The organism is Ochrobactrum sp. C6C9, assembly GCF_022627935.1.
In the GTDB taxonomy this organism is placed as follows: Bacteria; Pseudomonadota; Alphaproteobacteria; order Rhizobiales; family Rhizobiaceae; genus Brucella; species Brucella teleogrylli.
The window spans coordinates 220326-246372 of record NZ_JABXGB010000004.1 but is presented as its reverse complement, the minus strand read 5'-3'; the positions used below and the strand labels follow the sequence as shown (position 1 = coordinate 246372).

Sequence of the window (26047 nt, the reverse complement as noted above, 5' to 3'; positions counted from 1 at the left end):
TCTCGAAGGCCGATGACTAACGGCGACACTTATTATTGATACGGTCTCAACAGATCCTTTGCGATAATATCCTGATGGACCTCGGACGTACCTTCCCAGATACGTTCGATACGCGCATCTCGCCAGAAACGCTGGATGGGGAATTCTTCCATAACGCCCATGCCACCAAAGATTTGCACGGCATCGTCCGCAACCCGGAACACCATTTCCGAGCACCAGTAATTCACCATTGACGCTTCAGTGCGGTTCATCGTCTGATTCTCAATTTTCCACGCGGCTTCTTTCACCATAAGATCACCGAGCTTTATATCAACCGCCATATTGGCAACCTTGAAACCGACCCCCTGGAATTCACCAATTGTTTTGCCAAACGCCTTGCGGGTTCCGGCCCACTCCTTGGTCATTTCGAAGATGCGTTCAGAACGACCGACACAATGGGCGGCCAAAGCAACCCGGCCATCGTAGAGCCACTCATTGGCAGTATCGAAGCCCTTGCCCTCTTCGCCCAGAATATCATCGCTATGAACACGAACATCTTCGAGATAGACCATCGTCGGATTATAGCCGCGGGTGACGATCGACTTCATCGGCTCTACACGCAATCCCGGCAGGGTTTTGTCGAGCAGAAACGCCGTAAAACGCTTGCGTGGTCCGCGTGGCGTTTCATCCACGCCGGTAACGGCAATGAGAACGATGAAATCTGCGATATCGGCGTGAGAGATAAACTGTTTCACCCCGTTGATAACCCAGTGATCCCCATCGCGCACGGCCTTGGTCGTAATGCCGCGTGCGTCAGACCCCGCACCGGGTTCCGTGAGCGCGAAGGCATCCTTACGTTCGCCTCGGATAGCTGGCTTCAGATATTTTTCAATTTGGTCGCCCTTGCATTTGAAGAGGATGCCGGTAACGCCACGGTTCATGCACATGGTGAGCGCGGCGCTCGATTTACCAAGCACGCGTTCAGCCTGCATCTTGGTCTGCTTGTCGAGACCCGGGCCACCCCATTCTTCCGGCAGATTCATCCCGGCGAAGCCCGCCTGGATCGATTTTTGCTGAATTTCCTGTTTGATTTCCTCAGGAACGTAGCGAAGTTCCTCAACGAGATTCTCGTGCGGATAAAGTTCGCGCTTGCAGAACTCTTCCAGTGAATCGATGAGCGCCTGTTGTTCAAAACTTAATGCAAAATCCATGGTGTTCCCCCTTTACGCGCCGATGAAATTCGGTGCGCGGCGCTCATTGGCAGCAGCCAGGCCTTCTTTATGATCTTGGGTCTGTGCGCAGACCTTGCCCGCCGCTACTTCTTCCAGCTGCTGATCGGATAGGCTGCGCGTATGAGCGCTGTTCAGCAATTTCTTGGTCCGCGCGATGGCAACAGTCGGCCCGCTTGCCAGTTGCCGGGCGAAGGCCAGCGTGTCCTGCCACAGATTGTCAGAGCTGCTGACGTGGCTGACGAGCCGATTTTGAAGCGCAATCTGGGCGGTCCATAATTCACCCGTATAAGCAAAACGCTTTGCCGCCTCGAGACCAATCACGCGCGGCATCAACCAGGTTCCCCCGCAGTCCGGGTTGTAGCCGACATTGGTATAGGAACAGATGAACTTGGCCTTTTCCGATGCGTAGCGAAAATCGCACGCCAAAGCCATATCAAGACCGGCACCAACGGCTGCACCGTCGATCATGGCGATAACGGGCTTGGGCATCTCATGGACCTGCTGGACCAGTCGCAGCGACTCCTCGACCCAGTTCATGTCCGGCCAATCCGTTCTGCCCGCCGCCCATTCCTTCACGTCTGCACCGGCTGAAAAGGCGCCACCGCGTCCGGCCAGAATAAGGGCGCGGAGCGTTTGATCAGCCGCCGCCTCCTTTAGTGCCTTGCGCAGTTCTATGGTGATCCCCATACCGAGCGCATTGCGCGCCTCCGGCCGGTTGAGCGCGATAACGCCCACCGCGTCATGACGTTCAATTTCAAGAAATTTGTACATAGCTCTCCCTTTCTGCCCGGCCACAAGGGTTGGGCAGTCTCAATTGTCATTCAGTTATTGGTTCAGCGTCCGCGCCAGCGCGGCGGTCGTTTTTCGAGGAAGGCTTTTTGGCCTTCGATCATATCCTCCGAGGACAGCATAGCGGCAAAGGTGGACAGCTCCGGATTATCGCCAGCTCGCAATTTCATGGCGTCGCGGTCTGACATGCCATCCACGGCACGCAACGCTTCTTTCAACGCTTGTTGTGCCAGCGGTGCAGATTCCGCAATTTTCCGGGCTATTTCCAATGCCATCGGCATAAGATTTTCTCGTGACGCGGTGCGATAAACCAAACCCCAACGCTGCGCATCCTGCGCGCTCATGGGGTCGCCGGTCCAGATCATCGCGGTTGCCACATAATAGGGAATACGGCGAGGCAGACGTTGCAGTCCCCCGCCATCGGGCAGCAGTCCCCGCTCGAGCTCGGGCAGCTGGATGAAGGCGTCATCCGCCATCAAAAGAATATCGCAAGCCAACGATATTTCGAGACCACCGCCAATGGCCGGGGCGTTGATAGCAGCGATCAGCGGCTTTCTGAGTGACCACAACGTCGTTATACCGCCGAAACCGCCCTCTTTTGCGCCTTCGGTGCTTGCACCACTGTTCTGATCCGTTCCTTCCTTGAAATCATAGCCAGCTGAAAAGGCACGCTCTGACCCGCTGGACACAATACCGACACGCAGGTCGGGATCACCTTGCAAATAGAGCGCTGCCTTCTCCAGATTGCGGCTTAGACTGCGGCAGATCGCATTAACCTTTGGCTTGACCATACGAATCTCAAGTACGGATCCGTGTCTCTCAAGGTGGACAAAGCCATCCATTTCTCGGTTAAGTTCTGCAATCATATCAACCACCGTTCTTTGCTGCCCGCTGGCTGTAAATGTGCAGCAGAAGCGGTGGTAGCGATGTGACAATCAGCATGAGTGTTGAAACCGCCGCCAATGTAGGATCGAGATCATCGCGCAGCGTGGAGAAGGTAACGCGCGGCAATGTCGACATGGGCCCCGATGCCACCATCAGCGAGATAATCAATTCGTCGAAAGAGATCAGGAAAGACAGCAGCATCGAGGTTGCGACCGAAAGCTTGAGCTGAGGCAAAGTCACAGTCAGAAAGGCTTTGAGCCGATTGGCACCGAGACTGCGTGCCACCATTTCCTGCGATGAGTCATAACTGCTGAAACCGGCCAGCATGGTCAGGATCACAAACGGCATCGCAACCACGGAATGGCCGAGGATCATGCCCCAAATGGTGTTCAACAGCATTCCGATCTTTGCATAGACAAAGAAAATGCCGACAGCGATCAGGATCGAGGGCACTGCCAGCGGCGCAACCAGCACCGTCTTCAAAAGACCCTGAACGGCGATGCGTCCCTGATTAAGAGCGTAGGATGCCGCCACGCCGGTGACAGTCGCAACGATCATGGTCCCGAATGCGACCCGCAGCGACACCCAGAGCGAACTGATCCACTTTTCCTGACCGAAAAATGAAGCATACCAGCGTGTAGACCAGCCTGCTGGCGGGAAAACCAGTGATGTCGTTGAACTGAACGAAACCGGAATGACGATCAGGGTCGGAACGATCAGGAAAAATAGCACCAATCCGACGAGAATGTAGAGCCAGAGACGTGCACGGTGAGAAACGTGAGCTTCCATCATACCACCTATCGATCCGACGACAGCCGGCGCACCAACACCAGACTGATCCACAAGCAAAGAGCCGTCATTGCCAGCAGCAACACCGCAAGGGCAGCCGCAGGACCCCATGTCGGGTAAAGCGAGATCATCTCCTCAATGCGCTGCGCAATCATCTTTACCTTGCCACCGCCGAGCAGTGCGGGCGTGATGTAAAAGCCGAGGCACATGACGAACACCATTATGGCGCCAGCGACCAATCCGGGCATCGAAAGCGGAAGGAAGATGCGCAGGAACGCGTGCGTTGGCGACGACCCCACATTGGCGGCAGCACGCATCAGATTGGCGTCGATGGCCTTCATCGATGCATAAAGCGGCAGCACCAGAAACGGGATCATGATATGCACCATACCGATGACAACGCCGGTGGTGTTGTTGACCAATGCCAGCGGCTGGTTGATCAAGCCAAGGCCTTGCAATGTCTTATTGGCCACGCCGTTGCGCTGCAAAATGATAAGCCATGAAAAGGTACGCACCAGCCCGGATGTCCAGAAGGGCACCAGCACTGCCAACATCAGTAGCCCCGCCCATTTGGGGGACAGGATCGACATCAGATAGGCAACCGGATAGCCGAGCAGCAGGCAGATAACGGTGACGATGAGCGCGATCTTGAACGTATTGAGAAACATCTCGATGTAGACAGGTTCCGAAAAGAACAATCGGAAATTTCCGAGACCATATTCCCCATTGATGTCGACAAAAGACATCGACAGCAACCACAACAGCGGCGCCACCATCAAGATGCCAACAATAGCGAGTGCAGGGATGGTGAGGCGCACCATCGACCAGCTTTCGTATTTTTTTTTGCGGTTCAGCGCACGGCGGTTTTCATCCAGTTCGGCTTGCGTCACTGGTTTGGGGGCTGCAACAGGAAATGAGACAACAGCTTTTGTCATCATCAAGCCTCCGCGCGCACAAGCCGCGCGTCCGCCCGTTCCAGGCGCAGCGCCACGCGTTCACCAACCTTTGGCACTGCCCGCAAATTTTCCGAGCGGTTGGCAATGCGTGTGAATACCTTATGGCCACCATCCAGCATGACCTCGAAAAGCAGGCATTCACCCTGGTAGATGGCCGTGACGACCTGACCCGAAAACAGGTTTGCTCCCGAAGCGCGCGCCGCCGCTTCGTCTGTGGCAAAACGCAGGCGCTCGGGGCGCATGCTCAGCAACATGTCGTCGTGCAGTTCGCCAACATCATCCGACAAATTTACGTCCTGGTCGCCATAGCTGACACCTGCGTTAGTGCGCCGGAGCGGCAGAAAACTGGTTTCACCAATGAATTCCGCAACAAAACGGCTTTCCGGGTGTTCATAAAGATCGGTCGGCGACGCGATCTGGGCCAGTTTGCCCTTCGAAAATACGGCAATCCGGTCCGACATTGTGAGCGCTTCACGCTGATCATGCGTAACAGAAATGGTCGTCATGTCCAGCCGGTCATGCAGTTTGCGGATTTCGATCTGCATCGTTTCCCGCAGTTGCTTGTCGAGCGCGGACAAGGGTTCATCCATCAGCAGAATGCGCGGTTCGAACACGATGGCGCGCGCCAGCGCTATACGCTGGCGTTGTCCCCCAGACAGTTCGGTGATCTTACGCTCGCCATAGCCACCGAGTTGCACCAGATCGAGTACTTTCTTGACCCGTTCCTCGATTTCGGCACGACCGAACTTACGCAAACGCAGCGGATAAGCGACATTCTCGAATACCGACATATGCGGGAACAAGGCATAGTTCTGAAAAACCATGCCGATATTGCGCTTATGGGGCGGAAGATGCACGATTTCCTGTGTACCAATCTTGATCGAACCATCCGTCGGACGGGAAAAGCCCGCAATCATCATCAGAAGGCTTGTTTTTCCTGACCCGGAGGGGCCGAGCAATGTGAGAAATTCACCGGCTTTAATCGCCAGCGATACGTCGTCAACCGCCCGGACCGTACCGTAATGTTTGGACAGTGCTTGGATCGTAACCGGCAAAGCCGTCGTTGAGGAGTGTTTCATCTCTGCTTTCCATCAGCGCACAACAGGACACCGCAGCGTTGTCAGCTACAGACTGTAATCTCGGGCTCCAAGAAGAAAATTCCGGGTTGGAGGCCGAAACCTCCAACCTTCCAGAACCAGCTATTGCATCATAGCCTTGTCCCACATGGTCTGCGCCTTTTCGTGATTTTCGGCCCAGTACGGCATGTTGGTGATGAGCTGCTTCTTGAGATTCTCAGTGCTCGTGACAATGCTCGCCGCCTTGTCGGCGGGTACAAGCCCTTGTTTGAAGGCATCCTGATTCATCGGCCCATAGGCGATATAATTTGGCAGGTTCGCCTGATATTTTGGATCGAGCAGATGGTTGACCAGGCGCATTGCACCTTCCGGATTGGGTGAATTTTTGGGAATGACCAGGCATTCCACATCCATCACCGCGTCGTCAAGCTTATAGGTATAAGGTGCGCCTTCCTTGATGGCGGCATCTATGCGGGCTGCCCAGATCGATAACATATCGACCTCTTCGGACGTTGCGAGCTGGGTCGCCTGCGCGCCCGTGGCCCATTGAACACTGATATTCGGTTTCAGCGTAGACCATTTGGCCATCGCCCTCTCCATATCAATGGGATAAATCTTGTCCTTGGCCACGCCATCGGCCATCAGGGCAATTTCCATATTTGTCGCTGGCGAATTTCCCGAGATAGCGCGGCTGCCGGGGAATTTTTCCGTATCGAAGAAGTCGGCCCAGTTTTGTGGCCCCTTGTCACCATAAACGTTTTTGTTATAGGCAAGGACCGACGTATAGGCGGTGAATCCTACCCAATATTTTGAGCGCAGGTGTTCCGGGATTCCAGCCGCATTGGGAATTTTTGAATAATCGAGCGGAACCAGAAGCTCTTCTTTACCGGCCAGATCACACAGACCACCATAGAGTTCGGCCACATCGATATCGACCGCATTTGCACGCACCTTGGTACGGATATCGCGGATACCACCAGCCAGTACATAATCGACAACGGTCATGCCATGGTCTTGGGGCAAGTGGTCAAGAATGGCCTTTCGCACGCCTTCCTGATAGGCGCCGCCGTAGGACGCATAACTGACCTTTTCTTCAGCCCCAGCCGAACCGGCTGCCATGGCAAGCACTGCACCCAGTATGAATGTCTTTTTCATTGTTCCTCCTCCCTATGCGGCCCACTAGCCGCGTTTTTTTGTATGCAACAACCGGCAAAGGTACTTCCTCCAAAGCACCTTATTCGGCATTCCGCTGACAAAAGTCAGTTGGAAAATGCGTGTAACCCCCTTGTCATGGCAAGGCGGCAATCACTGACAATACGCTCGATAAGCTCCTGACAGCTCGGAACATCCTTGATCAACCCAAGCGTCTGACTTGCCCAGACCAGACCGCTATCCAGTTCGCCAGTTGTCAGCGCGTGGCGACCTCGCTCTCCGGAAACCAGCGGTCGAACATCTGTAAACTCCGCACCGCCCGGCCGACCTTCGATAGCGACGACTTCATCGGAGATTGCGTTTTTCAAAACACGCCCGGTGTTTCTGAAAGTTCGAAAGATCAAGTTGGTGTCGCGCTCACCGGCATTGACCAGCGCCTGTTTGATGTTCTCATGAATGGGAGCTTCTTTGGTGGCACAAAAGCGCGTCCCCATGTTCACGCCCTCGGCACCGAGCATAAAAGCTGCCGCCATGCCTTCGCCAGTGCCGATACCGCCCGAGGCGATCAATGGAATTTTGACCTGCGCCGCAGCAGCGGCAAAAAGGACCAAACCGCCAACATCATCCTCACCCGGATGCCCCGCCGCTTCAAATCCATCGATGGAGATGGCATCCACACCAGCCCGTTCCGCTGACAGCGCATGACGCACAGCCGTACACTTGTGAACGACAACCGCACCAGCCGCCTTTATTTTCTCGATGAACTCTTTTGGACTGCGTCCCGCCGTCTCTATCACCTTCACACCCGACTGTAGCGCCGCATCAAGATACTCTTCATAAGGTGGAGGCGCTGTCGTGGGGAGTATCGTGAGATTGACGCCAAATGGCTTATCGGTCATCTGCCGGCAGCGAGCGATCTCTTCGCTTAGCGCTTTGGGACTAGGTTGCGTCAGTGCTGTCAAGATTCCAAGGCCGCCCGCATTCGATACAGCTGATGCAAGTTCGGCACGACCAACCCATTGCATTCCGCCTTGAATGATCGGGTATTTCGTTTTCAATAGCTCGGTTACTCGGGTCTTCACGCCCCACTCCCTGCTGCAATCAAACCTGATGATTAGATACTGAAATTCGCCGCGGATGAAGTCAAACAAAAAATTTGCTGAACGTCCAACTTTTTATTAACATGCAGATATAACACGATGATTTTCGTCGGAGCCCCATAAAGAGGGCCAATTGGAGGGGGAACATCATGAAACTGCGAAAGATCACGCCATATCAAAGGTGTAGTCTGAATCATCGCTCAATATCCTCGAATTCGCCACCCCCGGAGCAGCGCGCAGAGACCCCGAATCCCGTGTCGCAGACAGCAGGTCTGATAGTTCGGGCGCGGTCTCCAGAGCGGCAACCTGTCGCGGTCATGGCGCGTCCACATGTGTGATGTAACGATCGCCATAACGCTTCCCCATCTTGAGCACTGTCCTTGCGAGTATTTTCAGGTCGCGACTGACCTTGAGGGGGCTGCATGATCCCACTGCGTTTCCTTGGCGCTGCCGCTCTCTGCACAAGCAGTCTTGCTTTTACCCTGAATGATACGACGACCAAGTTTCTCATCAGCGACTATGATGTGTCATCGATCATTTTGATCCGCGGCCTGATGGCATTGCCGATTCTTTACCTGTTTCATGTGCGGACAACCGGCCGAAGCAAAATATGGTCGGCCAGAATTGGGCTCCATGCGCTGCGGGGAGCTTTTGGCTTGATCGCCGCCTATTTATACATCGCTTCCCTGAAAACTCTGACTGTCGCTGAAGCGACAGTCATTCTCTTTATGACACCCGTCATTATCACTGCGATGTCCCGTTTTCTGCTCAAGGAGAATGTCAGTTTTCGCACATGGCTGTCGATCTGTTTCTGTTTCCTTGGCGTGGTCGTGGCGATCAATCCACGGGCATCCAACTTCAATTATGCTATGGGGCTGGCTGGGACATCGAGCGTGTTTTACGCCATCAATGCGATCAGTTCGCGTTGGATTCCGTCCGAAGATAACCTGTGGACGATCTCGTTTTTTGGCGCGTTCTTTTCGGCGCTATTTGTCGCCCCGTTCGCCATTGAGCATTGGCGTGGATTGCAAGTCCCACACATTGCCCAGTTTGGGGCTGCGGCGGCATTCTCCAGCATGGGCATAGGTTTAAGCGCCATTGCCTACCGCATGACATCACCTGCCCTCCTCGCCCCCTTCGGTTATTCGGGGCTGATCTGGTCGATTACGGTCACCTGGCTTTTCTGGGGCATTCATCCGGGTCTCAATGCCATTCTCGGCACGCTCATCATTCTGGGCAGCGTCACATTGACCATCAAAACCAGCCGCATCGATCCGCAACCCAATCCGCAGAACTGTATCAAGGGACCCACAAATGACGACCCCAATCCTTGTCGATATGAATAAAGAAACCGGCTTCCGCACCATCACATTCAACCGCCCGGAAAAATACAACGCTATCGATGAGGCGATGGCAGCAGCCTTTCATGAGGCCGTGCAAGCCATAGCATCGGACAAGGGCATACGTTGCGTCGTTCTCAAAGGCGCGGGCAAAGCGTTTATGGCAGGTGGAGATGTCGCGGCTTTTGCAGCCGACCCTGATCGGGCTGATCTTGTCTTGCAGCGCATATTGCGCCACATGCACCCAGCTTTGTTAATCCTGCAGCAATTGCCAGTGCCTGTCATCGCGGCAATACACGGACCGGCAGCTGGCGCCGGATTGAGCATGGTTCTATCGGCAGACTATGCCATCTGCAGTCAATCAGCAGAGTTCATTCTTGCTTATGATCGACTGGCGACGGTGCCCGATTGCGGCGGCAGCTGGTATCTTCGGCAAAAGCTGGGGCCGCGTGCTGCTTTTGCCCTTATGCTCAAGGGTGGCAAACTCAATGCCAGTCAGGCCAAAGCAGTTGGGATCGTCAACGACGTGGTTGAGGATAGCAGTTACCAGGAACAGCTTTCTGCCCTGATACAAAAAATTGCCTCTGGCCCAACACGAGCCTTTGGACTGTTCAAGCAATTGCTGGCCGCGGATCTTTCGTTGGCGGCTCAACTTGAGGCAGAAAAGGCAGCCTTCATGGAAGCCACTTATACGCATGATTTCCGGGCTGCCATCCACAACTTCCCGAACAAGCAACCGGTTCAATTTCTCGGATACTGAAACGAGATCGTGTCCGACGGGAACCGTTGTATTCAACGTCACCCTGCAAAACCTAACAATTACCAGAGAGGGAAATATCGTGCTCCAATCCGACCAGAACACCAATTACATCGTAAAGACTGACATTTATATCGATGGCGCTTGGGTCGAACCTTTCGGAACCGACACCATTGCCGTCGTCAACCCCGCCAATGAGCAGCCTTATGCAACCATTTCGGCAGGCTCAACTCAGGATGTTGATCGAGCGGTCACAGCCGCCCGTAGGGCATTCTCTTCCTGGAGCGAAACCCCGGTTGAGGAGCGCGCCCGCTTCTTGCGCAAGATCGCAGAAATATATGAGGCGCGTCTCGAAGATATGGCCAAAACCATTTCGCTTGAAATGGGTGCGCCTATCACCATGGCCCGCGATCAACAGGCCGCTGCAGGCTTGTATCACCTCAACGCGTTCATCCAGGCGCTGAAAAACTTCGATTTTGAAGAAAAGCGAACAGATAATTCCGGCGAGATCATCGTGCGCGAACCAATCGGCGTCTGCGGTCTGATTACCCCATGGAATTGGCCAATGAACCAGATTGCTTTGAAAGTTATTCCAGCGATCGCGGTCGGATGCACGGTAGTTTTGAAACCCTCCGAAATAGCGCCCATGTCTGCAATGCTCTTTGCCGAATTTCTCCATGAGGCAGGGCTTCCAAAAGGCGTTTTCAACCTTGTCAACGGCGAAGGTTTGGTCGTGGGCGAAGCCATGTCACGTCACGCGGACATCGACATGATGTCATTCACCGGCTCGACCCGTGCGGGCACAGCCGTCGCGCGCGGCGCGGCAGATACAGTCAAACGTGTCTCACTTGAGCTCGGAGGCAAATCCCCCAATTTGATTTTCGCGGATAGCGACATTGAAAGCGCGGTAGAGCGCGCCATTGCGGAGTGCTTCAACAATACCGGTCAATCCTGCAATGCCCCCACCCGATTGCTGGTCGAGAACTCGGTTTACGATCAGGTCGTGCAGCTCGCCGCTCGTGCCACCGATCAGATGCTGGTCGGTGATCCGGCTCTCGAAGGAGATCATATTGGCCCGCTATCATCGAAAGTTCATTTCGACAAAGTTCAAGGTCTGATCCAAGCAGGCATTGATGAGGGTGCACGTCTGGTTGCCGGTGGCCTCGGTCATCCGAAAGGATTTAACGCCGGCAACTACGTCCGCCCGACCATATTTGCGGATGTACGGAACGATATGACGATTGCGCGCGAAGAGATATTTGGTCCGGTGTTGGTCATCATTCCGTTTGCCGATGAACAGGAGGCTATCGCTATCGCGAATGATACACCATACGGTTTATCCGCTTATGTCCAAACCGGATCTGTTGAGCGCGCCAAACGCCTTGGGCGGAAGCTCCGCGCAGGCATGGTGCAGATCAACGGCTCATCGCTTGGTTCCGGCAGCCCGTTCGGCGGCTACAAGCAATCCGGCAATGGCCGTGAAGGTGGAAAATGGGGGCTGGAAGACTTTACGGAAGTTAAAGTAATCTCCGGCTAAACGGACGCGAAAAACGCCAACCGCGGCGAGTTCGATCGATGTTGGAAATTAATCCACTCGACTGACATCATGAAGCCAACTGATTGATGATAGCGCGTTCTCGCCGCGCTCCCAAACGCTAACGATCCAAATTTTTGAACAAAAGCTGAACTGTTTATTTTACCGTCATAAGTGTTGAGCAGCCCTGCCCACTAGACGATGTTTCGCGGCAATGATCGCGCGAATTTTTACGTCCGCCCACAGCGGCCCGTGATCAGGGTATCCAATTTTTTGCACCGCGCATCTGCAGTTGCTTCCAGAAAGGCAGTATCGCTTTGCGCTTTTCATTCCGCTCCCTGTGAAAAGATTTTGAGAAATTATCGGCATTAAAGACTCATTATTGCATTACAAAAATTATCCGCTATCATATTTCAATCGAAGTAATCGCATAACAATTAAATGGGAAAATGACAGTGCCAGTGATTGCGGAACTGATCGAGCTAATCGGTGCTGACGCGGTGATCGTCGATGCCGTCGAAATGGCGCATGCCACCGAAGACTGGCGCGGTCGATATAGTGGCAAGGCGCTTTGCGTTGCGCGTCCGGCGAATACGGAACAGGTGGCGGCCATCGTCGCCTGCTGTAATCGCCACGACGTTCCCGTATTGCCGCAGGGCGGCAATACGGGTCTGGTCGGCGGGTCCGTACCGGCAAAGGATGGTCCTGCTCCAGTGATCGTGAGCCTCGAACGCATGCGCCGGATTCGCAACATCGATCCTGTCAACAACACGATGGAAGTCGATGCGGGTTGCGTCCTTGCCAACATCCACACCGCGGCGACCGATGCTGGTCGTTATTATCCGGTCAGCCTTGGCGCGGAAGGCTCTTGCCAGATCGGCGGCACCATCGCCACCAATGCGGGCGGCACGTCGGTTCTGCGTTATGGCAATACCCGCGAAAACATTCTCGGCCTGGAGGCCGTCTTGCCGGATGGTTCGATCTGGTCCGATCTCAAGGCCCTGCGCAAGAACAATTCCGGCTATGATCTGAAGCATCTCTTCATCGGCTCCGAAGGCACGCTCGGCATCATCACCGCCGCTGTCCTGAAACTGCACCCGCAGCCTATCCGCCATGTCGTGGCATGGGCCGGGCTGCCCAGCGCCTATTCCGCCGTCAAGCTTCTGACCACCGTGCAGGAGCGCTACGGCGCCAAGCTTTCCGGCTATGAACTGATGAACCGCCTCCAACTCGATCTGGTGGTGGCAAACGTTCCGCAGCGCCGTTCGCCGGTCGATACGGAACATGATTGGCATTTGCTGATCGAACTGTCCGACAGCGGTGGCGAAGATGATCTCGACGCTGCGCTGGAAAACCTGCTGGGACAGGCTTTCGAGGATGGCCTTATCGAAAATGCCGTGATCGCCAGCAGCGAGGCCCAGCGCGCCGCGATGTGGGAAGTGCGCCACAGCGTTTCCGAAGCCAATAAAAAGGCAGGCGTGGGACTGACCACCGACTGCGCCGTACCGGTTGCCGCGACCGCCGAATTCATCGACCGCGCCAGCGCCGCAGTGCTTGATCTCGCACCCGATGCGTCACTCGTCATTGTGGGGCATCTCGGCGACGGCAATGTCCATTTCATTCCGTTCTTTACCTTCGACGACTGGAAAGCGCTGGAAGACCGCGACGCGCTCGCAGCCAATATCCGCCATGCCGTCAACGACGCATCCTTTGCGCTGGGCGGCACATTCAGCGCCGAACATGGCGTCGGACAGGTCTCGCTCAAGGAAATGGAGCGTTACAAGACAATCACCGATCTGGCGCTGATGCGGGCTGTGAAGTCCGCCATCGATCCAAAAGGATTGTTCAACCCTGGCCGTCTCATACCGGCAGCACGGGCGGAGCATTGAAATCGAAAGCATTTCCAGCAGAAGCGTGAAGCGGCTTTGCGTCGGATAATGCAAAAAAACAATGAGTTAGATCCGACCGTTGGTTGGTTCAGCATTTTTGAAAGGGAACGAACATGATAATCAAGAATACCACCTGGTCACGCCGCCAGTTTCTGAAAACCACCGCAGCAGGTGCAGTCGCTCTGGCCGCCCCTGCGATCTGGACGCCGTCGCAGGCCCAGAACAAGCGCATCGTCGTGCGCGATGACGGTGGCATCTACACCAAGGCTTACGGTGCCGTTTTCTACCGTCCGTTCCAGGAAGCAACCGGCATCGAAGTCGTGGGTGTTCAGGCCAACGCGGAGCCAACCGCGCAGATCCGTTCAATGGTCGATGCCGGGTCCTACACCTGGGACATGGCGAAGATCAGCGAACCGGCCATCCTCATGCTCACTGCGGGAGACAAGAAGTATCTCGAAAAGCATGGTCTCGAAAGCGAAGCCGTCATCGCCAGCCTGCCGAAGCAGTATCTGTCGGAATACGGCGTGGGCAACAATGTTTACACCACCGTTCTTGCCTATCGTACTGATGCTTTCGAAGGACGCGAAGCGCCCAAATCCTGGGCCGACTTCTTCAATCTGGAAAAGATTGAAGGCCGTCGCGCGCTGCGCAAGCACCCGTTCGACACCATCGAACAGGCCCTGATGGCTGACGGCGTGGCCAATGCGGATGTCTATCCTTGCGATCTCGACCGCGCCTTCAAGTCGCTCGACCGCATCAAGAAGGACGTTTCGGTATTCTGGACCAGCGGTGCGCAGGTCGAGCAGATGCTGATCTCCGGCGAAGTGGACATGATCCCGACTTGGGTTTCGCGCGCGCAGTCGGCGCAGTCGGGCGGCGCTCCGGTTGAAATCGTCTGGGACCAGAACATCTGGGGCCTCGACAACTGGGCTATCCTCGCCGGAACGCCGAATGCCGACGCCTGCCGCGAATTCATCAAATTCGCTTCCGACCCGAAGCGTCAGGCGCAGCTGGTTGAATATTTCGCCGCTGGCGTTACCCAGCCAGAAGCCTTCGACATCATCGATCCGAAAGTCGCGCAAAACTGCCCGACCTTCCCGGATCACATCAAGAACGGCGTCAAGATCAATGCCCAGTATTGGTATGACAATCAGGACAAGGCCATCGAACGCTATAATAGCTGGCTCCTGAGCTAACCGGAGCAGCAGGCCCGGCATCAGCCGGGCCTGTCACTTCGAGCAGATACGATGTTCGTTCAAACAAAAATTTAGAGCGCCGATCCGGTTCAAGCCGATCGAAACGCGCTCTGGCCCAGCGGAATTGACATGTCTTCATCCAGCCTAACCATCCAGAAACTCGCCAAGCGCTATGGCGACTTCATCGCACTTGCCGAAACGGACCTTCTCGTCCCGGAAGGCGAGTTCCTGACCCTGCTCGGCCCATCGGGATCAGGCAAGACAACCCTTCTCAGCCTCATCGCGGGTCTTGCACGACCGGATAACGGCGCTGTTCTGATCGGCAATGAGGACGTGACCTACAGCGCGCCGCATCTGCGCGACATCGGCGTGGTTTTCCAGAACTACGCCCTGTTTCCGCATATGACTATTCTGGAGAACATCGCCTTTCCGCTGAAGATGCGCAAAGTGGCTGCAGAAGATGCCCGCAAGCGCGCCACCGAAGCGCTGGAAATGATCCGCCTGCCGCATATTGCGCAGCGCTATCCGAAGGAACTGTCCGGCGGCCAGCAGCAGCGCGTGGCGCTTGCCCGCTGCATGGTCTACCGTCCGTCGATCATTCTCATGGACGAACCGCTCGGCGCGCTCGACAAGAAGCTGCGCGAACACATGCAGCTTGAGATCAAGCGCATTCACCGGGAACTCGGCGCTACCATCGTTTATGTGACGCATGATCAGGAAGAAGCGATGACTATGTCGGATCGCATCTGCCTGATGAATTCCGGCAATATCGAGCAGCTCGGCACGCCTGCCGACCTCTATTTCCGTCCGAAGACTCTGTTCGTCGCCGACTTCCTCGGTGAATCGAACCTGCTGCCTGCAAAGGTCGAGAAGATCGAGGGTGATGAAGCGGTAGTCCGCATCGGCGCAAAATCCGTCGAAGCGCGCGCGCTCAGCAATGGGTCGATTGCAGCTTCGGCTTCCATCCATGTGATGATCCGCCCGCAGAACCTTTCTGTGGCGCTTGCTGACGAAAGCAATGCTTCGGCGCTCCGCGCCACCGTCACCGATGTGATGGTGACGGGCAGCCTCACCAAAATCTATATGCGCGCAGAAGACGAAAGCCTGCCCGAACTGGTTGCGGCTTTCCCCACCCGTATTTCCGGTCGCGCTTTCCAGATCGGCGACGTGCTTGCACTTTCGTGGCACGGCACCGACGCGGTCACCATTGCCGGCAACGGGAAGGCCTGACCATGAGCGCGCTTCCGACCCGTACCAGCAAACCGCCAAGGCCGCTGTGGATCAAGCATTCGCTGATGATCACGCCGCTGATCGTGCTTCTGCTGGCCTTCCTCGTTTATCCCGTCGGCAAGCTGCTGTCGTTAAGCTTTATCGGTCGCGACGGATTCTCGCTCGCCGCCTATCAGCAGCTTTTCGCCTCCAGTCTTTATCTCAACGTCCTGTGGATCACGCTGAAGATTTCGCTGGCGACGACCGCACTTTCGGTCGTGCTCGGCTATCCCGTGGCCTATCTCATCTCCACCGCAGGTCCGAAAGCCAAGAGTTGGCTGATCTTCCTTGTGCTCCTGTCGTTCTGGACCAGCTTTCTAGTGCGTGCTTTCGCCTGGGTGGTGATTCTCGGTCGTAACGGCGCCATCAATCAGTTCCTGCTGGCGATTGGCGTCATCGACCGTCCGGCCAACCTGATCTACAGCCTCGGCGCAGTTCTGGTCGGCATGGTGCATGCCATGCTTCCGCTTGCCGTCATGACCATGCTGTCGGTCATGGAAAATATCGACCGCAACCTGCCGCGCGCCGCCTCCACGCTTGGAGCGCGTCCGGGTTCGGCCTTCTGGACGGTCTATTTTCCGCTATCCATGCCCGGTGTGGCGGCTGCCGCCATCATGGTCTTCGTCACCTCCATCGGCTTTTTCATCGTGCCTGCGCTTCTGGGCGGTCGCTTTGAAACCATGATCACCCAGCTCATCATCGATCAGGTACAGCAGACACTGAACTGGGGTCTGGCCGGAGCGATTTCCGTGCTGCTTCTGGTGGTCGTGCTGGCGGTCTTCGTCATCTATGACCGGATTTTCGGCTTCGAAAGCCTGACCGGCGAAACCTCGGCAATCAATGTGAACCGCGACACCGCCGCACGTCGCGCCGGTGCAAAGTTTCTCGCCATCATTGGCGATATCAGCGACAGACTGATCGCGCTCTTTCCCGGCAGCCGCAAAAGCTCCGATGCCGAAACCTCGCCCAAGTTGCTGAGCGGCTTCGTCTGGGCTCTGCTCATCATGATCAGCCTTCCAGCCATCATGATGATCCCGATCTCGTTCAGCGCCGCTGGACTGAACTGGCCGCCGTCCGGCTTCACCATGCAATGGTATGAGCAGATGTGGAACACGCCCGTCTGGTCACAAGCCCTGTGGCGTTCGCTGGTCGTGGCGTTGGGCGCAGGCATCCTGTCGATGCTGATCGGCATTCCCGCTGCCTTCCTGCTGGCCCGCGCCAATATTCGCGGCAAGGCAGCAATCCTCGCCTTCGTGCTGTCGCCCATCGTTGCGCCGCGCATCATCATCGCCGTTGGTCTGTTCTATGTCTTCGCAGAACTCGGGCTGGTCGGAACTTCACTCGGTCTCATCATTGGTCATACGGTGGTGTGTGTGCCCTATGTGGTCATGACCATGGTGGCGGTGCTGCGCAACTACGATACGCGTCTTGATCTCGCTGCCCAGAGCCTCGGCGCCAGCCCGATGAAGAGCCTTGCCTATGTCACCTTCCCGATGCTGGCGGCAGGCATGTTCTCCGCCTTCCTCTTCGCCTTCGCAACCTCGTTCGATGAACTGACCATCGCGCTGTTCTCGTCGGGCGGCCTGAATTCCACCCTGCCCAAGCAGTTCTGGGACGAAGTGACCCTTCAGGTCTCGCCGGTCATCGCTGCGGTATCGACGTGCCTCCTCGTCTTTATCTCAGTGCTGATCTTCGTGGCCGACCGCCTGCGCCAGCGCAGCATGTCCCGCTGAACCAATTATTGAATTCGCATGAAAGGACTACCCATGATCAACTCTTCCAGTCTTCGCGGCATTTTGCCTGCGCTCGTCACCCCGGTTCAAAGCGACGACACGATCGACCTGAAGGCGACCGATGCTCTGCTCGCCTGGCTCAAGCAGCAGGGTGTGGACGGTGTGGTTCCGCTTGGCGGCACGGGTGAATATGGCGCATTGGCTCGCCGCGAGCGCAACCGCTTCGTCGAGCTTTCGGCCAAGGCGATGGAAGGAAAGGGCCCTGTCGTCGCCGGTGTGCTCGATCCCGGTTATCACGACGCCATCGCTTCGGCGAAGGACTTTGCAGCGGCTGGCGCAGACGCTCTGCTAGTGATCACGCCTTACTACACCAACCCGACGCAGGCCGGCATCCGGGACTATTTCCTTCGTTATGCGGACGAATCTCCCGTGCCGATCCTGCTCTATGAAATCCCGTATCGCACGCGCATCGCTATCGATCCGGAAGTTATTCACGAGCTGTCGCGTCACGAGCGCATCATCGGCATGAAGGCATGCAACACCGACATGTACCACTATCTGCGCGTGGTAGCGGGCATCGATGCAGCATCTTTCGCCGTACTCAGCGGAGAAGACCACCTGTTCCCGCTGCATGTTGCAGCTGGTGCAACGGGCGGCATCGTCGTGACCGCAAACCTTCTGCCGCGCGTCTGGCGCAAGATGTTTGATCTCGCCGCAGAGGGCAAGACCGCTGATGCGCTGGCGCTGCATCGCGACATGATCCCGTTGATGAATCTGGCCTTTGCGGAAACCAATCCGGGACCGATGAAGTCGGTGATGGATCTGATCGATGTCAACGCCCCCACCATGCTTGCACCACTGCGCCAGCCGAAGCCGGAATTGAGCGAAGCGCTGAAGAAGGAATATGCACGTCTTCTGGACAAGTACGAAAGATCGCCTGTCGATCTTGCTTCTTGAGCCTTTAGTTAGGCAAATACAAAGTTGAGGTCGGGTTCGCGATCCGACCTTTCGAGCGCAGGGCTTTGCGGTCCTGCGCTTTTGCAGCACATGGAAAACGAAAGAGCCGAAATGTCGATGCAGGCGGATACAGGGAAAAAATCGGGTGAAACGGGCCGCGAGGAAGCCGATCCCAAGCGCTCGTCCCTATTCGTCGGATCGACCGAAAAGACATTTCAGATTCTGCAGGTCTTCGACGGGCCGCAGCGGCAGTTGCCGCTTTCGGAAATCGCAAAGCTGGCGGGGCTGGATCGCAGCGCCGCGCAACGTCTGGTCCATACGTTGGAGACGCTTGGATTTCTGCGCCGCGTCCACAATACCCGCAACTACGCCCTGACCTCAAAGGTTCTACAGTTCGCCTATAACTATCTTTCCGCCCATGAAGTCCTCCATAAGGCAGCCCCCTATCTGTTGGAGATCAGCCGCACGGTTGGGGAAACAGCCAACCTCCAGGAACTGGACGGGACCGAAATTGTCTATGTCGGACGCTTTCCGGGCCAACATCTCGTCAATGTCGATATCATGGTCGGCAGTCGCCTGCCGGCGCTTTTCACGGCATCGGGCACGGTCATTCTGTCCCACCGTTCGCCGGAAGAACAGGAAGACGTCTTCGAACGCTCTGTACTGAAGTCGCTGACGCCCTATACGGTGACGGACAAAGGCCGCTTGAAAGCCCGCATTCAGGAGGCGGCTGAGAAGGGTTATGCGATCGTCGCCAACGAAACAGTTCTCGGCGATATTTCGGTTGCCGCAGCCGTCACCGACGAACGTGGTCGCGCTGTCGCTGCTGTCAACATCGCCGCACCGACCACGCGCTGGTCACTCGAACGCGTCGAAGCCGAATTGGCGCATCATGTTCAAGTCGCCGCCACGTCGATCTCCATGTCGAAGTTTATTCGTTAGGACAAGACGCGTCGGCTCAACCGCCTCACGCATTGGAGGCTCATCCTCCGTTATGGAATGTAACGTCTTTCCGTCTGACATGGATTGAATTTTGCCTATCGATTAACAATATTGCTCAAAATACCGGCAAAAAGAAATAGCTTGACGGAATTGCGCTAAATTCAGTAATTTCTCAGTCAAATTGTTACTTGGCATTTGGGCCCTTCTCGGAATCTGAAAATTCCGGAGGGGTTTTTTTGTTTGGCTTTCTGCATGTCTCAAAACAACAAAATTGACATCCCTGTCGGCGTCTTGTTTTCGCACTCCGGTCCTTATCAAAAGCTGGGTTACGAGGGCTATTGCGGAGCTATGGCGGCGATCAAGGCCGTCAATGATCGTGCGCTTCCGTTCAATCTCGTGCCGCGCATCGCCGACCCAAGTGGTAACCCTGACCGTTATGCGCCGCTGAGCGAAGAACTGATCTCGCAAAAGGGTGTCAAACACATCATCGGCTGCACCACATCCTGGAGCCGCAAGGAAGTCATTCCCGTTGTCGAAAAGCGCGATACACTGCTCTGGTATCCGTGCGTCTATGAGGGATTTGAGGCCAGCGACCGCGTCGTTTATGCGGCGGCCTGCGCCAATCAGCATCTTGTGCCGCTGATCGACTTCATCGTTCCCCGCTTCGGCAATCGCGCCATATTGCTCGGTTCAAACTATATCTGGGGTTGGGAAACCAATCGCCTCGCCCGCGAAATGCTGAATGCCGCAGGCGGCGAGGTTCTCGGAGAGCGAGCCATTGCAATCGGTGACACGGATATCAGCCATCTCATCCGCGAAATCGAAAGCAAGAAGCCCGACTTCATCCTCAACAATCTGATCGGTGAATCGTCCTACACGTTCCTGCGCGCCTATGCAGAACTGGGCCGCAAAAACCGCGATTTCCGCACCGATGTCAGGCCGGTTCTGAGCTGCAATCTCTATGAAAGCGAGCTGGAGCATGTCGGCGATGCCGCCGCGGGCAATTATAGCGTAAGCTGTTATTTCCGCACGCTGCCGGGCGAAACCAATCGCGCCTTTCTGGAGGCCGTCAGAAGCAATGGCTTTGACGGTAGCCTATCGGCCATCTTCGCCCAGGCCTATTCCAGCGTCCTGATGATCGCCGCCGGTATTGAGCGGGCTGGCACCGACGATGTCGAAAAAGTGCTTGCCGCCGTCCAGACGCACCCCACCAGCACGCCGCTTGGCGATGTGCTGGTCGAGCCGCGAACAAACCATATCGCCCTGCCCGCGCATATCGGACGGGCCAGACAAGATTGCAGCTTTGAAATCGTGCATGAGGCCGAGGTCGCCATTCAACCGGACCCGTTCATGGCGCGAACGCATCTGCAAACATCCGCCAATCCCGGCCACCAACCCGGCTTTCTGAGGCTCGTCAAATGACTATGACAGACCCGGCCTTCACCGTCGCCAGTTGGGGCGCATTCGAAAACTGGACCGCGCTGATCGTTCATCGCCGCCACACCAATGTCGATGCGATTGTGCAGCAGTTGCGCCGCATCGGCGTGGACGCTGTGGAATGCTGGCCGGACCTGCCTGAGCACGCCGACATCTCCCGGTTCAACGTCGTCTTTTTCGATGTCGATATGGGACATGACGAGCAATTTCCGTGGCCGCCGCAGCAGGCGCCTGTGCCCACCGTCGCCCTGATCGGCTCGGAAGCGCCGGGCCGGATCGGCTGGGCGCTCAATCAGGGTGCAGATGCACAGCTTTTGAAGCCAATCGGCAATGCGGGCGTTTATAGCGCTCTGGTCATCGCGATGCATAATTTCCAGCGTCGCCATGCGCTGGCAACTGAAATCGGTGAGCTGCGCGAAAGCCTTGCCGGGCGCGAAGCCATCGCACAGGCCACGGCAATCCTGATGTTCGCAGACAATATCTCCGCCAGACAGGCCTATCAGAAACTGCGCCTTGCCGCGATGGCGGAGCGCGTCAGTGTCGAAGCCTTTGCCCGGCGCTTTCTGAACGAAAAGCAGACAGGGAACGATCGTGAGCGCGCTTGACACTCTTCCGGTCGGCCAGAAAAAAGCCGAACGCGGCGTTCTTGGCCGCATCATCCGCCGACCGCTGGCCGCATTCGGCCTTGTCGTCATCGTCGTCACTGTCGCAGCCGCGCTCTTTGCGCCCTGGATCGTCCCCTTCGATCCGAACGAACAGTTCTTCGACGGGCTGACGCTGGAAGGCGCGCCGCTCGCGCCCAATCTGAAATTCTGGTTCGGCACCGACCTCGTCGGGCGCGATCTTTTCTCCCGCCTGATTTATGGCGCGCAGACCTCGCTGATCATCGGCGTCGTGGCCAACGGTATTGCCGTGCTGATCGGCTCGACTGTCGGCATTTGCGCCGGGTATTTCCGTGGCTGGGTGGAAACCGTGCTGATGCGCTTTACCGATCTGATGATGGCCTTCCCCGCTTTGCTGCTGGCCATTGTGCTCGCCGCTATCTTCAAGCCGAGCCTCTGGATCGTCGCAATGGTGATCGCCATGGTCAACTGGGTTCAGATTGCGCGCGTGCTCTATACGGAAACCCGATCTCTCTCGGAACGCGATTTCATCGAGGCCGAGCGCGCAATGGGTGCGGGTGCACCCCGCATCATCCTCAAGCATATCCTGCCGCATCTCTTTTCCACGATGATCGTCTGGGCAACGCTCGGTATCGCCACCACCGTTCTACTGGAGGCGACCCTGTCCTTCCTCGGCATTGGTTTGCAGCCGCCGACGGCCTCCTGGGGCAATATCATATTCGAAAACCAGACCTATTTCACGAGCGCTCCCTGGCTCGTCTTCATTCCGGGCGCGGCAATCCTGTTGCTGGCGCTGGCCTTCAACCTCGTCGGTGATGCCTTGCGCGATGTGCTCGACCCAACCCAGCAGGGACACCACTGATGCTCGCCTATATTGCCCGCCGCCTCATCCAGACTGTGATGATCCTGATCGGCATCAGCTTCGTGACCTTCATCCTGCTTTATCTGGTGCCCGCCGATCCAGCGCGCCAGATTGCCGGGCGCAGCGCCACCGCACAAACGGTCGAAAATATTCGTGAGCAGCTTGGCCTCAACCTGCCTTTCTATGAGCAATATCTGCGCTATCTGAAGGGGCTCGTTCAGGGCGATCTCGGACGCTCCTATCTGCAGAAAACCGAAGTGGCGTCGCTGATCTGGTCGCGCCTGCCCGCAAGCCTACTGCTGATGGCCGGAGCAATCTTTTCGGAACTCGCCATCGGTCTCACCATGGGCGTCATCGCGGCCACCCGGCGCGGCAGCCGCACCGACAATGCCTTGATGATCTTTTCCTTCGTCGGCGTTTCAGCACCGCAATTCGTCATCGGCATTCTGATGCTCTACGTGTTTGCGGTTAAGCTCGGCTGGTTCCCGATTGGCGGCTACGGAACGTTCATGCATCTCGTACTGCCTTCGCTGACGCTCGGCCTTCTGGGCGCAGGCTGGTATTCGCGCATGATGCGTTCCTCGCTGCTCGACGTTCTTCGTCAGGATTATATCCGCACTGCCCGCGCCAAGGGGCTGGCACGCTGGAAAATCCTGCTGCGTCACGCCATGCCCAACGCCATCCTGCCGATCATCGCGATGATCGGCATCGACATCGGCCTGTTCATGTCGGGCATTGTCGTCGTTGAAAGCGTGTTCGGCTGGCCCGGCATCGGCCAGCTTGCCTGGCAGGCAATCCAGCGTGTCGATATTCCCATCATCATGGGCGTCACGATTGTCTCCGCTTTCGCCATCGTTCTCGGCAATCTCATCGCCGACCTCATCACTCCACTGATCGATCCGCGCATCAAGCTGCGGTGAAACCAAAAGACTCCAGAGAAAGGGACACCAATGAAAAAGACTTTTCTATCCGGCATATCGGCGCTGGCGCTTGGCCTCGCCATCTCGTTCGGCGCGCAGGCCGCCGACATCAAGCAGGGCGGCTCGATGATCGTCACCTATAAGGACGACGTTTCGACGCTCGACCCCGCCATAGGCTATGACTGGCAGAACTGGTCGATGATCAAGTCGCTGTTCGACGGTCTAATGGACTACGAGCCGGGCACCACCAATCTGCGCAAGGAAATCGCGGAAGATTACACAATCTCCGACGACGGCAAGACCTTCACCTTCAAATTGCGGAAGGGCGTGAAGTTCCACAATGGTCGCGAACTGAACGCCGATGACGTCAAATATTCCATCGAACGCGTCGTCAACCCGAAGACCCAGAGCCCCGGCGCTGGTTTCTTCGGCTCCATCGTCGGTTTTGAAGATGCATCCGCAGGCAAAGCGGAGACGCTCTCCGGCATCACCGTTATCGATCCTTACACGATCAAGTTCGAACTGAGTCGCCCGGACGCGACCTTCCTGCATGTGCTGGCGCTGAATTTCGCCCACGTCGTGCCCAAGGAAGAAGTCGAGAAATACGGTGCAGATTTCGGCAAGCATCCGGTTGGTTCCGGCGCGTTCAAGATGACCGAATGGACGCTCGGCCAGCGCATCGTCTTCGAACGTTTCAAGGATTATTACAATCCGTCGCTGCCGAAGCTCGACCAGATTACCTTTGAAGTCGGTCAGGAGCCGGTCGTTGCCCTTCTGCGTTTGCAGAACGGCGAAGTCGACATTCCGGGTGATGGCATTCCGCCTGCGAAATTCATCGAAGTTACCAAAGATCCTAAGTTCAAGGACCTGATTATTCAGGGCGGCCAGTTGCACACCGGCTACGTGACCATGAACGTCAAGATCAAGCCTTTCGACAATGTGAAGGTGCGTCAGGCCGTCAACATGGCCATCAACAAGGACCGCATCGTCCGTATCATCAACGGTCGCGCCGTTCCGGCCAATCAGCCGCTGCCGCCATCGATGCCGGGCTATGCCAAGGACTATAAGGGCTATCCTTACGATCCTGAAAAGGCAAAGGCGCTGCTTGCCGAAGCCGGTGTGGGCGATGGTTTCGAAACTGAACTGTTCGTCGCCAATACCGATCCGCAGCCGCGCATTGCGCAGGCCATCCAGCAGGATCTGGCCGCCATCGGCATCAAGGCCTCGATCAAGTCTCTGGCGCAGGCCAATGTCATCGCGGCTGGCGGCGAGCCCGAAGGCGCACCGATGATCTGGTCCGGCGGCATGGGCTGGATTGCCGACTTCCCCGATCCGTCCAACTTCTACGGCCCGATCCTGGGTTGCAGCGGCGCGGTACAGGGTGGCTGGAACTGGTCATGGTACTGCAATGCAGAGCTGGACAAGAAGGCGCAGGAAGCTGACGCCATCGTTGACCCGGCCCGCAAGCAAGAGCGCGAAGCCATGTGGCGCGATATCTATCTGAAGATCATGGACGACGCGCCGTGGGCGCCGATCTTCAACGAGGAGCGCTTCTCGGTTCGCTCCGAACGTCTGGGCGGCCCCGACGCGATCTTCGTCGATCCTGTCCACATCCCGGTCAATTACGACGAGGTTTATGCAAAAGATGTGCAATAATTGCCATTACACCATTCATGGTCGGCATCATCATTTCGGCTGGGACAACTCGTTCCAGCCGGCTGAAACGGTCGCGCCCGGCTCGACCCTGAAATTCGAATGTCTGGACAGCGGTGCAGGCCACTATCATCGCGGCAGCACGGTCGCCGATGTGTCGACGATGGACTTTTCCAAGGTCAATCCCGTTACCGGCCCCATCTTCGTCGATGGCGCCAAGCCGGGCGATGTCCTGAAAATCACCATTCACCAGTTTGAGCCTTCGGGCTTCGGCTGGACCGCAAATATTCCAGGCTTCGGTCTTCTTGCTGATGACTTCAAGGAGCCGGCACTAGCATTGTGGAACTACAATCCCACAACGCTGGAGCCAGCACTTTTCGGAGAGCATGCGCGCGTTCCGCTGAAACCGTTCGCCGGAACCATCGGCGTTGCACCGGCGGAAAAGGGCCTGCATTCGGTTGTGCCGCCGCGTCGCGTCGGCGGTAACCTCGACATCCGCGATCTCGCAGCCGGGACCACGCTTTATCTGCCGATCGAAGTCGAAGGCGCTTTGTTCTCCATTGGTGACACCCATGCGGCACAGGGCGACGGCGAAGTTTGCGGCACCGCCATCGAAAGCGCGATGAATGTCGCCCTGACGTTGGATCTCATCAAGGATACGCCACTGAAGATGCCCCGGTTCACCACGCCGGGGCCAGTGACGCGGCACCTCGATACCAAGGGTTACGAAGTCACCACCGGTATCGGGTCCGATCTGTGGGAAGGCGCGAAAGCTGCTCTCTCCAACATGATCGATCTTCTTTGCCAGACGCAGAACCTCAACCCGGTGGATGCCTATATGCTCTGCTCGGCCTGCGGTGATCTGCGCATCAGCGAAATCGTCGATCAGCCGAACTGGGTCGTCTCGTTCTACTTCCCGCGTTCCGTTTTCGAATAAGGCATAAGGGGGCGGTCCCTGCCGCCCTCTTCCATCACTC

Annotated in this window: 23 protein-coding genes; 15 read left to right on the top strand and 8 right to left on the bottom strand. The window is 56.6% G+C overall.

The window, feature by feature from the left end:
• Positions 1-32 precede the first annotated feature (32 nt).
• The 8 genes from HWD97_RS05015 to HWD97_RS04980 all read right to left on the bottom strand — a co-directional run bounded on the left by HWD97_RS05015 (position 33) and on the right by HWD97_RS04980 (position 7940).
• Positions 33-1190 (bottom strand): acyl-CoA dehydrogenase family protein, encoded by a 1158-nt coding sequence (locus HWD97_RS05015; protein ID WP_006188555.1) that lies wholly within the window; start codon positions 1188-1190, stop codon positions 33-35.
• Positions 1191-1202: 12 nt separating this feature from the next.
• Positions 1203-1982, bottom strand: coding sequence for an enoyl-CoA hydratase/isomerase family protein (locus HWD97_RS05010; protein ID WP_371834829.1), 780 nt, complete (start codon positions 1980-1982; stop codon positions 1203-1205).
• 62 nt (positions 1983-2044) lie between these two features.
• The gene (locus HWD97_RS05005; protein ID WP_109366240.1) at positions 2045-2866 is read right to left on the bottom strand and encodes an enoyl-CoA hydratase-related protein; all 822 of its coding nucleotides are present in this window, start codon (positions 2864-2866) and stop codon (positions 2045-2047) included.
• A gap of 1 nt (position 2867) precedes the next feature.
• Positions 2868-3677, bottom strand: a complete 810-nt coding sequence (locus tag HWD97_RS05000; protein WP_235858923.1) for an ABC transporter permease — start codon at positions 3675-3677, stop codon at positions 2868-2870.
• A 5-nt stretch (positions 3678-3682) separates the two neighbouring features.
• On the bottom strand, positions 3683-4612 hold the full coding sequence (locus HWD97_RS04995; protein WP_371834828.1) for an ABC transporter permease: 930 nt from the start codon (positions 4610-4612) through the stop codon (positions 3683-3685).
• Positions 4612-5709 carry an ABC transporter ATP-binding protein gene (locus HWD97_RS04990; protein ID WP_371834827.1) on the bottom strand — a complete coding sequence of 366 codons (1098 nt, stop codon included), beginning with the start codon at positions 5707-5709 and terminating at the stop codon, positions 4612-4614. The genes HWD97_RS04995 and HWD97_RS04990 overlap by 1 nt, the downstream gene beginning before the upstream one ends.
• Positions 5710-5829: 120 nt before the next feature.
• A complete protein-coding gene (locus HWD97_RS04985; protein ID WP_109366243.1) occupies positions 5830-6861 on the bottom strand; it encodes an ABC transporter substrate-binding protein in 1032 nt (343 codons plus the stop codon).
• A 104-nt stretch (positions 6862-6965) separates the two neighbouring features.
• Entirely contained in the window at positions 6966-7940 is a 975-nt protein-coding gene (locus HWD97_RS04980; RefSeq protein ID WP_109366450.1) for a nitronate monooxygenase family protein, read from the bottom strand.
• Between the two features lie 440 nt (positions 7941-8380).
• On the opposite strand from HWD97_RS04980, the gene HWD97_RS04975 reads away from it, so the two are divergent.
• The 15 genes from HWD97_RS04975 (at position 8381) to HWD97_RS04905 (ending at position 26007) form a co-directional block, all read left to right on the top strand.
• Positions 8381-9304: a DMT family transporter gene (locus tag HWD97_RS04975; protein ID WP_244597051.1), complete on the top strand. Its 924-nt coding sequence runs from the start codon at positions 8381-8383 to the stop codon at positions 9302-9304.
• Positions 9273-10058: an enoyl-CoA hydratase/isomerase family protein gene (locus tag HWD97_RS04970; RefSeq protein ID WP_109366245.1), complete on the top strand. Its 786-nt coding sequence runs from the start codon at positions 9273-9275 to the stop codon at positions 10056-10058. Before HWD97_RS04975 ends, HWD97_RS04970 begins: the two co-directional genes overlap by 32 nt.
• Positions 10059-10137: 79 nt before the next feature.
• Positions 10138-11592 (top strand): aldehyde dehydrogenase family protein, encoded by a 1455-nt coding sequence (locus HWD97_RS04965; protein WP_319080678.1) that lies wholly within the window; start codon positions 10138-10140, stop codon positions 11590-11592.
• A 452-nt stretch (positions 11593-12044) separates the two neighbouring features.
• On the top strand, positions 12045-13478 hold the full coding sequence (locus HWD97_RS04960) for an FAD-binding oxidoreductase (protein WP_109366247.1): 1434 nt from the start codon (positions 12045-12047) through the stop codon (positions 13476-13478).
• Between the two features lie 113 nt (positions 13479-13591).
• Entirely contained in the window at positions 13592-14674 is a 1083-nt protein-coding gene (locus HWD97_RS04955; protein WP_109366248.1) for an ABC transporter substrate-binding protein, read from the top strand.
• Between the two features lie 129 nt (positions 14675-14803).
• The gene (locus HWD97_RS04950) at positions 14804-15904 is read left to right on the top strand and encodes an ABC transporter ATP-binding protein (RefSeq protein WP_371834826.1); all 1101 of its coding nucleotides are present in this window, start codon (positions 14804-14806) and stop codon (positions 15902-15904) included.
• A gap of 2 nt (positions 15905-15906) precedes the next feature.
• Positions 15907-17676, top strand: coding sequence for an ABC transporter permease subunit (locus HWD97_RS04945; protein ID WP_109366250.1), 1770 nt, complete (start codon positions 15907-15909; stop codon positions 17674-17676).
• 33 nt (positions 17677-17709) lie between these two features.
• Positions 17710-18633: a 4-hydroxy-tetrahydrodipicolinate synthase gene (dapA, locus tag HWD97_RS04940; protein WP_109366251.1), complete on the top strand. Its 924-nt coding sequence runs from the start codon at positions 17710-17712 to the stop codon at positions 18631-18633.
• A 90-nt stretch (positions 18634-18723) separates the two neighbouring features.
• A complete protein-coding gene (locus HWD97_RS04935; protein WP_235858921.1) occupies positions 18724-19575 on the top strand; it encodes an IclR family transcriptional regulator in 852 nt (283 codons plus the stop codon).
• 252 nt (positions 19576-19827) lie between these two features.
• Positions 19828-20997, top strand: coding sequence for a transporter substrate-binding domain-containing protein (locus HWD97_RS04930; protein WP_121537494.1), 1170 nt, complete (start codon positions 19828-19830; stop codon positions 20995-20997).
• A gap of 2 nt (positions 20998-20999) precedes the next feature.
• Positions 21000-21617: an ANTAR domain-containing response regulator gene (locus HWD97_RS04925; protein WP_109366253.1), complete on the top strand. Its 618-nt coding sequence runs from the start codon at positions 21000-21002 to the stop codon at positions 21615-21617.
• Positions 21618-21666: 49 nt separating this feature from the next.
• Positions 21667-22497 carry an ABC transporter permease gene (locus tag HWD97_RS04920; RefSeq protein WP_371834836.1) on the top strand — a complete coding sequence of 277 codons (831 nt, stop codon included), beginning with the start codon at positions 21667-21669 and terminating at the stop codon, positions 22495-22497.
• Complete coding sequence (locus HWD97_RS04915) at positions 22497-23417, top strand: ABC transporter permease (RefSeq protein WP_040129398.1); 921 nt, start codon at positions 22497-22499, stop codon at positions 23415-23417. Before HWD97_RS04920 ends, HWD97_RS04915 begins: the two co-directional genes overlap by 1 nt.
• 30 nt (positions 23418-23447) lie before the next feature.
• A complete protein-coding gene (locus tag HWD97_RS04910; RefSeq protein WP_371834825.1) occupies positions 23448-25073 on the top strand; it encodes an ABC transporter substrate-binding protein in 1626 nt (541 codons plus the stop codon).
• Positions 25063-26007 carry an acetamidase/formamidase family protein gene (locus tag HWD97_RS04905; RefSeq protein ID WP_112592762.1) on the top strand — a complete coding sequence of 315 codons (945 nt, stop codon included), beginning with the start codon at positions 25063-25065 and terminating at the stop codon, positions 26005-26007. Before HWD97_RS04910 ends, HWD97_RS04905 begins: the two co-directional genes overlap by 11 nt.
• Positions 26008-26047: the final 40 nt, after the last annotated feature.